Origin of the sequence: Buchnera aphidicola (Uroleucon sonchi) (assembly GCF_011035165.1) — a bacterium.
Taxonomy (GTDB): Bacteria; Pseudomonadota; Gammaproteobacteria; order Enterobacterales; family Enterobacteriaceae; genus Buchnera; species Buchnera aphidicola_BE.
This window is the reverse complement of record NZ_CP047588.1, coordinates 334,284-346,883: the sequence shown is the minus strand read 5'-3', so window position 1 is coordinate 346,883 and position 12,600 is coordinate 334,284. Positions and strand designations below refer to the sequence as shown.

Here is a 12,600-nt window from a genome sequence, read left to right as displayed (position 1 = left end):
GTATATCAAATATTTCAGTATTAATTGTTTTTACAATTTATCAAATTTTGAAAATTATCTAAAAAAAATTGTACAAATAATTTATATTATTATCTGTATATTTAGAATATTTTTTTTCTTGTATTTTTAATAAAGTAAACGGGATTATATCTTGTGCTTCAGGAAAAAAAAAATATTTTTTTTGAATATTTAAAATATTTTGAAATTCTATTATTTCAGGAATATTACTAATTATAGTCCATGATTTTTGAAAAATATGTAATTTGTTAATAATTGATCTTATTGATATTATAGATTCAGTACACTCTCCTGTCCATATAGATTTCTCATTTCTTATATATTTAGCTAAATAACATTCTTTATTAGTTGCTTTCATTAAAATTAAAATTTTTTTTTTTATATTTTCTCCAAGCTTTTTCGGCCATAATAGCTAAAGTAGATACGCTAATAATCGGAATATTTAAGCTTATTGCTAAACTATGTGCAACACTAGCAGCAATACGTATACTAGTAAAATAACCTGGCCCTTTTGCAAAAGCAATATAATTTAAATCTTGAAATTTTATTTGCATTTGAAGTAATATTTTTTGAAGCATAGGTAATATGGTTACAGTATGTTGATTTTTACATTTTTCTTTTAAAAAGAAAATATTTTTATGTTTATAAATAGCAATTGAACAATAATCCGTGGAACTATCAATAGATAAAATAATATTAGACATATTTTTTCTCAAAGTATTAATTTAATTTTATTAGTCATTTAAACAAATTTATAATAATATTCAAATTATTGACAGCTATCAATGCATATCTTTATTTTTTATAATTCTTACTAAATCAATTCGATATTCTGTTGCTTTAATAATATGAAAATAAAAAGGATCAATATAAATTACTTCTCCAGGGATAGGTAATTGGCCTTTTTGAGCAATTAATAATCCTCCTAAGGAAGCATAATTTTTTTCTTGAATTAATTTTTCAGTATGTAGTAGTTGTTGTAAAGAATGTAAATCTGTTTCACCTTTTACTAACCAGCTATTATTTTCATATATAATATCAGGTGTTTCATCGGCATCTGGAAATTCTCCTGCTATTGCCTCTAAGACATCTAATGGAGTAATTAATCCTTGTACAACACCAAATTCATTACTCACAATTACAAAACTTCCTTGGGAGCGGCGTAACACACCTAAAAGATCAATTGGATCAAGTGTATCTGGTATGATAATAGGAGGAATTGTTTTTGCAAAAGTATATACATCTATTTTTTTTTCAATAGCAATTAATAACTCTTTAGCACGTACAATACCTATTATTTCATCTAATTCTCCTTTGCATACTGGAAATAAACTATGAGGAGTATCTAATAATTGTATACGAATTTCATCAATATTTTTTTCTGTATTTACCCAAGAAATATTATTTCTCGGCGTCATAATACTTCTAATAGAACGACCAGCTAATGTAAGTACACTATTAATCATGTATCTTTCTTCTTCCTTAAATGCTTCTTTATCTGAATTATATGTAGAAGAAGTAATTTCTTTTTTATTATGTGGTATTGTATTATTAGCGTTGTTGTTTTTATTTTTTTCTTTAGTCATTAAACGCAGAATAGCTTCTGCTGCTCTTTGTCTCATAGGTCGTCTAGATTGATTTTTCATAAAATTATGACTTGCAATTTGATTAAAAATTTCAATTAATATAGAAAATCCTATTGCAGCATATAAATATCCTTTTGGAATACAAAATTTTAATGCTTCTGTAACTAAACTAAAACCTATCATCAGTAAAAAGCTGAGACATAAAACAACTACTGTTTGATGTAGATTAACAAAACTAGTTAGTTTTTTAGATGCAAACGACATAAGTATTGTTGCTATAATCACTGCCATCATCATAATTAATAAGTCATTAATCATTCCTACGGCTGTTATAATTGCATCTAAAGAAAACACTGCATCTAATATAACTATCTGTATTACTACAGGCCAAAAACTTGCATAATTTTTATTTTCTGAATTTTCATGACCATTATTTTCTAATCTTTCATGTAGTTCAATTGTAGTTTTAAATAATAAAAAAAAACCACCACATAAAAGAATGATATCACGTATTGATAAGGCAAAAAATCTATTATGAATAATAGGAGAATTAAGAGTAGCTACCCAAGATATTAATGATAGTAGTGCTAAACGCATAATTAAAGCTAATCCTAAACCAATTAAACGCGCTTTATCTCTTTGATTAGGAGGTAATTTTTCTGATAAAATTGCTACAAATATTAAATTATCAATTCCTAATACTACTTCTAAGATAACTAGTGTTAATAATCCAGCCCAAGTTGATGGGGCTAAAAAAAACTCCATTAGCAAACTCCATAGAAAATAGGGTATATCTATATTATAGAAGATTAAATGTTTTTGATAAAATAGGTCATAAGATAATATTTTGAGAGAATAAATTTATGAAGTTATTTATTTTTAAATGATATAAAATATTTTATGTGTTAATTAGAATATCAATTTTATTGTGTATACAGATAAAAAATAAAGTCTTCTGATTTTTCAATAGAAGACTTTGACATTTAAGTAAATTTAATATTATTTTTATATAGAAAATACATTTATTGCTGCTGGACCTTTTGGTCCATCCTGGACTTCAAATTCAACATTTTGCCCTTCTGTTAATGTTTTGAATCCGTCTCCTTGAATAGAAGAAAAATGTACAAAAACATCTTTACTACCGTCTATTGGTGTAATAAAACCAAAACCTTTAGATTCGTTGAACCACTTAACTTGACCTTTAATCTTAGTCATTTTTATATCCTTTAGAATATTTAATTCGTTTTATCACTAATGTATGGATAAAAAAGAAACATTACTGTATGGGCATGAATTTAAGATTGGCCAAGAGAAGCTTATTTCAACATCTTTATTCTAAACTTTTGAATTTTAATATTTCATGCATAAACAGAATTGTAACTTATTTTTATCGTTAAAATTAATTATGTAATGCAAATTTTATGAATAAAAAGAATAATATTTTATATATTAAATTATTTTTATATGTAAAGTCAAGTTTAAATTTATTGAACGAAAATAGTTTAGCAAAATGTTAACTTAATAGAAATATTGAAATATATTTCTATTAAGAGAATTATATGTTATTGTTTTTTTACATATATTCTTTATTTTTTAGTGCTTTTATTCTTTTGTCCAAAGTAGGATGTGATGAAAATAATTTTAAAAACGAATCAGATTTACCATTAACACAAAATGCAATTATACTATCAGATTCTTTTGGTGGATAGCTAATTTTTAAACGATTTAATGCAGAAATCATTTTATCACGACCTACCATATTTGCAGAACTAGCATCTGCATAAAATTCACGATGTCTAGAAAACCACATAGTAATCATACTTGCTAAAATACCAAAAACTAATTCAAGAGCAGTAGAAACAAAAAAATATGTGAAAGAATTTTTTTCTTCACCATTATTTTCGTTACGATTATTTGATATAATATTACTTATAATTTGAGAAAGTAATCGAGATGCAAAAATAACAAAAGTATTTATTACACCTTGTATTAAAGTCATAGTAATCATATCGCCATTAGAAATATGACTAATTTCATGAGCAATAATTGCCTCTGCTTCATCAGGAGTCATATTATCTAATAGTCCTGTAGACACAGCAATTAAAGCAGAATTTCGACGCGCTCCCGTTGCAAATGCATTTATATCAGCAGCATTATAAATGGCAACTTGAGGCATAACAATACCTTTTTTAATCGACTGTTCTTTAACTATATTAATCAACCAATTTTCTATATCATTTCGAGGATGAGCAATAATTTCACCATTAACTGATTTTAATGCAAGCCATTTAGAGAGAAATAAAGATAATAATGATCCACTAAAACCAAATAAACTCGATATAATTAATAAACCATAAATACTATTGGACTGAATTCCTGTAAAATTTAAAATCAGACCAAATATAAACATTACTGCTAAGTTAGTGAACAAAAAAAGAATAATTCGCATCATAATATATTATCTGCCTCGATTAGAAACAAAAATATCTGAAAGAAATTTAAATTTATAAAGATTTGAATATTATATAATTTTAAAAAAATATCCAATATATCACAAGATATATTATAATATACAGAGAAACCTATCATATTTGTCTTTATTAAGTCAAGATTGATAATTTATTTTAGATAATTTTATTGAAATTTATGCCAAGTATGATTATTATAAGATAGTAGTATATTAGCATTTTTAGGGCCCCAACTGCCAGCTTTATATAATTGAAGATTATCATTTTTTATATTTTTCCATCCATCTAATATTGAGTCGATCCATTTCCATGATTCTTCTACTTCATCACGGGATACAAATAATGCTTGTATACCTCTCATACTTTCTAGTAATAATCTTTCATATGCATCAATTAAATTTTTAGAATTTTCTTGATTGATATTATTAGATTTTAATGTAAGAATTTCTAATTTATATTTATTTTGCAAACTTGGAGTTTTATTTAAAATATCATATTGAATATTTGGATTCGGTTCTAAACGAATTATTAACTTATTTGATAATAATTCTATATTAGAATCTATGAATAAGTTTATAGGATTTTTTTTAAAAACAATCACTATTTCAGAATATTTATGAGCTAAACGTTTTCCTGTTCTTAAATAAAATGGTACGCCTAACCATTTTTCATGATTTAAATTTATTTGCATAGCAACAAATGTTTCAGTTTGACTATATTTATTTGCACCATTTTCTTTCAAATAAGAAGGCACTTTTTTTTCTCTAATTACTCCGGAAGAATATTGACCTCTAACAGTAAACTGATTAATATTATCTAAATTAATTGGATTTAGTGAACGTAATATTTTTACTTTTTCATTTCGAATATTTTCAGATTGAATATTTTTAGGTTGATCCATAGTAATGATGGTTAATAGTTGTAAAAGATGATTTTGTACCATATCTCTAGTTTGTCCTATTTTATCAAAATAGTTCCATCGATCTTCAATTCCAACTTCTTCAGAAACAGTGATTTGAATATGGTCAATGATTGTATTATTCCAAGTATGAAATAATAGGGAATTAGCAAAGCGCAAAGAAAATAGGTTAAGTATTGATTCTTTTCCAAGATAGTGATCAATACGAAATATTTGCTTTTCTGAAAAATATTTAGAAATTTGATTATTAATGATTTGTGATGTTTTTAAAGAAACTCCTAATGGTTTTTCTAAAATAATACGTGATGATGGAAAATTTAAATGTGTACTTCCTAAACCTAAAAAAATAGCATTTAATGTTTCAGGAGGAGTAGCGCAATAATAAATAATTATATTATTCTGTTTTACTAATATTTTTTTTAATTTTTTAAAATGTAATATTTCATAAACATTAATATTATGAAAGAATATACGACTACTAAATTGCGTCCAAATATGATCTTGAATGTCTTCTTTTAAAAATGTTTTTATTGATTTTTTTATTATTTTTATATAATCTTCTGTATTCCAATTAGCCCGTCCTGTTGCAATAATACGTGTGCTTTTATGTAATTTACGTAACTTTTCTAATTTATATAAAGCAGGCAATAGTTTTCTCTTCGTTAAGTCTCCCTTAGCACCAAAAATTACTAAATCACAAGCTTGGTTTTTTTCTGTTGTCATAGTATTCTCTTTTAAAAATTTGAATATAGATTGTGAATATTTAATATAATAATTCAAAAAAAATTGTCTTTACTTTAATTTTATTAAATTGTTATTTATTAGTGTTATTCTATATATATTTTTTTTTAAAAATATAATATCATTTAATAATATTATTTTTAAATTAATTACTACATTTTTCTTAATAATTTAATAAATAAAAAATATTTTCTTTTATTTATTAATAATTTATGTATCAATAAAATTTATTTATACATGTTTTAAAAGGTGTATTTTATGTTAAATCGCTTAAGAAGAACAAAAATTATAGCTACTTTAGGTCCATCTACAGATATCAATAATAATCTTGAAAAAATTATTCGATCTGGAGTAAATGTCTTAAGATTTAACTTTTCTCATGGTTCAGCTAATGAACACAAGTATAGAGCAAATCAAGTAAAAAAAATTACGAAAAATTTAAGTTGTCATATTGCATTGCTTGGTGATTTACAAGGACCTAAAATTCGTATTTCTAAATTTAAAAACAATCATGTTTTTTTAAATATTGATGATATTTTTATATTAGATACGAGTTTGGAAGATGTTCTAGGTACTCAAGAGCGTGTAGGAATCGATTATAAAAATTTATCTAATGATGTATCAGTTAATGATATATTATTATTAGATGATGGTAAGATACAGTTAAAAGTTATAAAAGTCACTGACCATGAGGTAATTACCAAAGTAATCATAGGAGGATTTCTTTCAAATAATAAAGGTATTAATAAATTAGGAGGAGGTTTATCTGCTAATGTTTTAACAGATAAAGATAAAAAAGATATTATACTTGCAACAGAAATTGATGTAGATTATTTAGCAATATCTTTCCCTAGATGTAGTGATGATTTAAAGCAGGCACGCAAGTTAGTTGAACGATCTGGTAGTAATGCTAAAATTATAGCAAAAATAGAACGTGCAGAAGTTGTAGTAAATCAACATGCAATCGAAGATATTATTTTAGCGTCAGATGCAATTATGATTGCTCGAGGAGATTTAGGAGTAGAAATCGGTGATTATGAACTTGCAGGAGTGCAAAAGAAATTAATTAAAACATCTAGACAATTAAATAAAATAGTAATCACAGCAACTCAAATGATGGAATCTATGATTACTAATCCATTACCTACACGTGCAGAAGTAATGGATGTTGCAAATGCTGTATTAGATGGTAGTGATGCTGTTATGCTATCAGCAGAAACAGCATCCGGTAAATATCCATCAGAGACTATTATAAAAATGGCAAAAATTTGCGAAGGAGCAGAAAAAGTTCCAAGCATTAATGTTTCTAGACATCGATTAAATATACAATTTAATGATATTGAAGAAGCTATTGCGATGTCAGCTATGTATGTTGCCAATCATTTAAAAGGTATTAAAGCTATTGTTATTATGACCGAATCTGGCAAAACTGCACTTATGACATCGCGTATCACATCAGGATTACCTATTTTTGCTTTATCAAAAAACATAAAAACGCTAAAATTAACCACTTTATATCGAGGAGTGACTCCAATATATTTTAACAGTAAAAACGATGGGTTTAAATCTGCACATGAAGCAATTGTTCTTTTATGTAATAAAGGATTTTTAATTAGTGGTGATTTAGTTATTATAACGCAAGGTGACATTATGGGACAATCCGGAAAAACTAATACTAGTAGAATTTTGCAAGTTACATAACTTAAATTATTATAAATTAATGAATATGTTAAAAAAATTATTAAAAAATGATTATGATTATATTAAATAATTAATAAAAATTTTACGATTATAAAAATAATCAATTAATTATTTTAATAATATTGAAATAATAAAATAAAATATATCAAATAATTCTATCATGTTTTACTATACTAATAAACTAGAATAATAATCATTTATTGTATAACTAATAATGGTTTGTTTAAAAAATATATTTATTCGAAACAAATTAAAAAATATGTCTAATTTTATTCAATTAAAAAATATTTATGTCAATTTATCTAATCGTTCTGTTCTTACAGATATTACGTTATCTTTAAATTCTAATCAAGTTTTGACTTTAATTGGTCCTAACGGAGCAGGTAAATCTACTTTAATACGTGTAATTTTAGGATTAATTAAACCTCATTCTGGTACAATTTTACGTAAAGAGAATTTATCTATAGGATATGTACCGCAAAAATTATCTTTAAATTACTTGTTGCCAATTACCGTAAATCGTTTTATGCAATTATCTCAAACTCAAAATAACATCAATATATCAAAAATGTTAGCACGTGTAAATGCAGATGCGTTAAAATACAGACAATTACAAGAGTTATCGGGAGGAGAAACACAGAGAATTCTTTTAGCAAAAGCCTTATTAAATAAACCTAATTTAATTATTTTAGACGAGCCTATGCAGGGTTTAGATGTGATAGGACAATCAACTTTATACCAATTAATTAATGATATTCGTCATGAATTAAAATGTTCAATACTTTTAGTTTCTCATGATTTAAATTTTGTAACCTCCGAGACAGATAAGGTAATTTGTTTAAATAATCATATTTGTTGTTCTGGAGCCCCAGAGACTGTATGTAATAATTTAGAATTTATTGCTATTTTTGGATCAAAAGATTTTAAAAAATTAGCATTTTACCAACATCATCATAATCATATTCATAATTTTTAAATAAATTTTAGCAATAAAAGAGTAATATTATGTTTAAACTGATTTTTTTGGGATGGTTAACAGGTGTAATTCTTTCTTTAACTACAGCTGCATTAGGTTCATTTGTGTTATGGAGACGTATGGCATCCTTTGGTGATACTTTATCGCATTCATCTATTTTAGGTATTGCAATATCTATTATTTTTAATATTAATTCATTTTTTTCTTTATTTCTTCTAATGAGCATACTTGCAATTATTTTGGCATGGTTAGAAACATTATTACCGTTTGCTATAGATACGATATTAAATATTATTTCGCATAGCACATTATCTTTGGGTATTATTTTAATGAGTATCATATCAAATAATCATAGAATCGATGTTACACATTATTTGTTTGGAGATCTTTTAGCTGTTACAAAATATGATTTAATTATTATTGTTATAAATAGTATAATTATACTAAGTATTTTATATTATTATTGGAATTATATTTTATCTGCAACTATTAATGAAGAATTAGCTCAAGCAGATGGTATAAATATTTTTTATGCTCGTTTAATTATTATGTTAATAATTGCATTAAATATTTCTATATCTATTAAATTTGTAGGAGCATTATTGATCACTTCATTATTAATTATTCCCCCTGCTACAGCACAACATTTTTCTAATTCACCAGAAAATATGGTCATTATTTCTATTTTAGTTAGTATTATATCTGTTACAGGAGGCATAATATTTTCTTTTTATGCTCATACACCTACAAGTCCATCTATTGTGCTATTTTCTTCTTTTTTATGTTTGATAAGCAATATAAGAAAATATTTTTTTTATAAATAAAATATATTATACTCATTGTAGTACTTGTATAGATAGTTCTTGTAATATTGATTTTTCAATTATACTAGGAGAATTAGTCATTAGACAAGTTGCTGATGTGGTTTTAGGAAAAGCAATTACATCTCTAATATTTTTGCTATTTGTTAATAACATGACTATTCTATCTAAACCTAAAGCTATTCCTGCATGTGGAGGAGCACCATATTTTAATGCTTCTATTAAAAAACCAAATTGTTGATATTGCGTATATGGATCAATTCCAATTATATCAAAAACTTGTTTTTGTATTGAAGCATTATGAATTCGAACAGAACCTCCACCGATTTCATAACCATTTATTACTAGATCATAACTATCTGAAATTGCTAGATTTGGTGCATTTTTTAATTGATTTATATCTATATCTTTCATGGCTGTAAAGGGATGATGAACTGGATCAAATTTTCCTTGAGCATTTTTCTGAAACATAGGAAAATTAATAATCCATACAGGCTCCCAACTATTTTGATTAGTAATTTTTAAATCATTACCTAACTTTAAACGCAACATATTAAGAGATTGATTAACAATATATTTTTCATCAGCTATTAAAAATAAAATATCTCCAATGTGAGCTTTACTTATTTTAAGTATTTTTTTTAAAATTACAGTATCTAATATATTTTTAATAGAACTAGATACAGTATTGTTATTAAAATTATCATTTATTATTTTAATATAAAATAATTTTTTAGCACCATATTGTTTTACATATTCTGTATAATAATCAATTTTTTTTCGACTTAAATGGGCACCTTTAGGAATACATAATAGTGCTATTCGATTATTTTTTTTAATATTTAGATTAAAAAACGAAATAGATTTTTCATTATTAAATATATCATATATATCAATAATTTCAATTGGGTTTCTTAAATCTGGTTTGTCTGAACCATATTTTTTGATTGATTCATCGTAAGATATTACAGGAAATTTTGATAACTTAACATGAATAATTTTTGACCATATATGTACTATCATTTTTTCAATTAAATTACGTAATTTTTTAGAATTCATAAAAGAGACTTCGATATCAATTTGCGTGAATTCTGGTTGACGATCTGAACGTAAATCTTCATCACGAAAACATTTAACTATTTGATAATATTTATCAATACAAGAAATCATTAACATTTGTTTAAATAACTGTGGAGATTGCGGTAATGCGTAAAATTTTCCATGATGATTACGACTAGGAACTAAATAATCTCTAGCTCCTTCAGGTGTAGATTTTGTAAGAATTGGAGTTTCAATATCTAAAAATTTTTTTTTTGTTAAAAATTGTCTTATTAAATAAGTAATGTTATTCCTTGTTTTTAGATTTTCAAAGATATTTAAATTTCGTAAATCTAAATATCTATATTTTAATCTTAGATCATTATTGTTATCAATTTTATAATTTATTGGTAAAGCTTCAGAAGCATTTAAAATATTTAATGTATTTGCTAAAATTTCTATCTCTCCAGTCTTCATATTTTTATTTATATTTTTTTCGGATCTGTTTTGTACTATACCAGCAATTTGAATACAAAATTCATGTTTTAAACTTAATGCTTTATTAAAAATTTTTTTGTTCTTTAATGTGCAAATAATTTGAATCAAACCTGTACAATCTCTCATGTCAATAAAAATAAAATGACTAAAATTTCGTATATTATGCACCCAACCACATAATCTAACTGTTTTATTTAAATCATTAATTCGAATATTTCCGCAATATTGAGTACGCATAAGTTCTCTTTAAAATTTTAAACATATCTCATGTAGTAATAAAAATATAATTGATTTTTTATTTTTTTATAAGTAGATAATGAATAGATAAGTGATTAAGAAATGAATTTTATTTTAGAAGATAATTGATATTTCAAAATATTAATTATTATATTGAATTTTTTAAATGTTAACGACTCCTGAAAATAATTCTTCCTTTCGTTAAATCATAAGGGGTTAATTCTACAGTGACTTTATCTCCAGTTAATATTCGAATATAATTTTTTCTCATTTTTCCTGAAATATGCGCAGTAATAATATGTTTATTTTCTAATTCTACACGAAACATAGTATTAGGAAGTGTATCTATTACGGTTCCTTGCATTTCAATATTATCTTCTTTTGACATTTTTTTTCTTATTAAAAATTTAATATTATATTATTAATATTAACAGATACTAGTCAAATTGACTAGTATATTTTTAATAATATAAAAAAAATTATTTTTATATTAATGAATTTATATAACGCTCACTATCTAAGGCGGCCATACATCCACTAGCAGATGATGTAATTGCTTGTTTGTATACATGATCAATGACATCTCCTGCGGCAAATATACCCGGTATGCTTGTTTGTGTATAGTTTCCATGAACACCTTTTTGTACTTGAATATAACCATTTTTTATTTTTAATTCATTTACAAATATATTTGTATTAGGAATATATCCAATAGCTACAAATAATCCAGATACTTTAACTTTTAATTTTTTTGTTGCTTGACTATTTTTAATTATAATATCTGTTACTCCATTACTATCTCCTAATATTTCTGTTATAGTAGAATTAAAATAAGTAATAATTTTTTTATTTTTTAGTTGTTTTTCTAGTCTATCTAATAAAATTTTTTCAGCGCTGAAATTTGTTCTGCGATGTATTAAATGTATTTTTTTAACAAAATTTGATAAATACAATACTTCTTCTATGGCTGTATTACCACCTCCTACTACTGCAACTTCTTGATCTTTATAAAAAAAACCATCGCATACTGCGCACGTTGAAACTCCCTTTCCTTGAAATAGTTTTTCTGACTCTAATCCTAAATACCTTGGGGTAGCACCAGTAGCAATAATTACTGTATCCGAAGTATATTCATGTTGTTCTCCTTTTAAATAAAAAGGTTTTTGTTTAAAATTGACTTTTATTATATTGTCAGATATTACCTCAGTATTTAGATTTTTAGCATGTTGATACATTCTATTCATTAGTTCTGATCCACTAATTTTTTTTGTATCTCCAGGCCAATTTTCAATTTCGCTAGTATTCATTAACTGACCCCCTTGATTGGTTCCAGTAATTAAAATAGGATGCAAATTTGCTCGTGAAGCATATATTGCAGCAGTATATCCAGCCGGGCCAGAACCTAAAATAATTATTTTATTATGTTTTATCTTATTCATATTTTATTTTTCTAAAATAAATTTTGTTATGATTAATGTAAGTATCATACAATATATATTGTATTTTTTACACTTGAATTATTAATTGTTTAATAAAATAATTTTTCAAAAACAATAATAATATCATTGATTAAAGTTAATAACTTTATTATAAAATT

At 24.8% G+C, this 12,600-nt stretch carries 12 protein-coding genes; 3 read left to right on the top strand and 9 right to left on the bottom strand.

Features of this window, described 5'->3' with window-relative positions; genetic code table 11:
* Positions 1-58 precede the first annotated feature (58 nt).
* From GUU85_RS02925 to zwf, 6 genes are all read right to left on the bottom strand, one after another.
* Positions 59-376: a hypothetical protein gene (locus GUU85_RS02925; protein ID WP_254056353.1), complete on the bottom strand. Its 318-nt coding sequence runs from the start codon at positions 374-376 to the stop codon at positions 59-61.
* Positions 363-722, bottom strand: a complete 360-nt coding sequence (tsaB, locus tag GUU85_RS02920; RefSeq protein WP_254056352.1) for a tRNA (adenosine(37)-N6)-threonylcarbamoyltransferase complex dimerization subunit type 1 TsaB — start codon at positions 720-722, stop codon at positions 363-365. The genes GUU85_RS02925 and tsaB overlap by 14 nt, the downstream gene beginning before the upstream one ends.
* Positions 723-800: 78 nt before the next feature.
* The gene (locus tag GUU85_RS01510) at positions 801-2,369 is read right to left on the bottom strand and encodes a TerC family protein (protein ID WP_163119298.1); all 1,569 of its coding nucleotides are present in this window, start codon (positions 2,367-2,369) and stop codon (positions 801-803) included.
* 240 nt (positions 2,370-2,609) lie between these two features.
* The gene (cspE, locus tag GUU85_RS01505) at positions 2,610-2,819 is read right to left on the bottom strand and encodes a transcription antiterminator/RNA stability regulator CspE (RefSeq protein ID WP_163119297.1); all 210 of its coding nucleotides are present in this window, start codon (positions 2,817-2,819) and stop codon (positions 2,610-2,612) included.
* Between the two features lie 358 nt (positions 2,820-3,177).
* The gene (htpX, locus tag GUU85_RS01500; protein ID WP_163119296.1) at positions 3,178-4,056 is read right to left on the bottom strand and encodes a protease HtpX; all 879 of its coding nucleotides are present in this window, start codon (positions 4,054-4,056) and stop codon (positions 3,178-3,180) included.
* 182 nt (positions 4,057-4,238) lie between these two features.
* Positions 4,239-5,714, bottom strand: coding sequence for a glucose-6-phosphate dehydrogenase (zwf, locus tag GUU85_RS01495; protein ID WP_163119295.1), 1,476 nt, complete (start codon positions 5,712-5,714; stop codon positions 4,239-4,241).
* A gap of 276 nt (positions 5,715-5,990) precedes the next feature.
* Here zwf and pyk point away from each other — a divergent pair, with 276 nt between their 5' ends.
* The 3 genes from pyk to znuB all read left to right on the top strand — a co-directional run bounded on the left by pyk (position 5,991) and on the right by znuB (position 9,233).
* Positions 5,991-7,433, top strand: a complete 1,443-nt coding sequence (pyk, locus tag GUU85_RS01490) for a pyruvate kinase (protein ID WP_163119294.1) — start codon at positions 5,991-5,993, stop codon at positions 7,431-7,433.
* Positions 7,434-7,692: 259 nt separating this feature from the next.
* Positions 7,693-8,409, top strand: coding sequence for a zinc ABC transporter ATP-binding protein ZnuC (gene znuC, locus GUU85_RS01485; RefSeq protein ID WP_163119786.1), 717 nt, complete (start codon positions 7,693-7,695; stop codon positions 8,407-8,409).
* A gap of 29 nt (positions 8,410-8,438) precedes the next feature.
* Positions 8,439-9,233, top strand: a complete 795-nt coding sequence (gene znuB, locus GUU85_RS01480) for a zinc ABC transporter permease subunit ZnuB (RefSeq protein WP_163119293.1) — start codon at positions 8,439-8,441, stop codon at positions 9,231-9,233.
* 12 nt (positions 9,234-9,245) lie between these two features.
* Here znuB and aspS read toward each other — a convergent pair whose 3' ends face one another.
* The 3 genes from aspS to trxB form a co-directional block, all read right to left on the bottom strand.
* On the bottom strand, positions 9,246-11,003 hold the full coding sequence (gene aspS / locus GUU85_RS01475; RefSeq protein WP_163119292.1) for an aspartate--tRNA ligase: 1,758 nt from the start codon (positions 11,001-11,003) through the stop codon (positions 9,246-9,248).
* 169 nt (positions 11,004-11,172) lie between these two features.
* Complete coding sequence (gene infA / locus GUU85_RS01470; RefSeq protein WP_163119290.1) at positions 11,173-11,391, bottom strand: translation initiation factor IF-1; 219 nt, start codon at positions 11,389-11,391, stop codon at positions 11,173-11,175.
* Positions 11,392-11,488: 97 nt separating this feature from the next.
* Complete coding sequence (gene trxB, locus GUU85_RS01465) at positions 11,489-12,442, bottom strand: thioredoxin-disulfide reductase (protein ID WP_163119288.1); 954 nt, start codon at positions 12,440-12,442, stop codon at positions 11,489-11,491.
* Between the last annotated feature and the right edge of the window lie 158 nt (positions 12,443-12,600).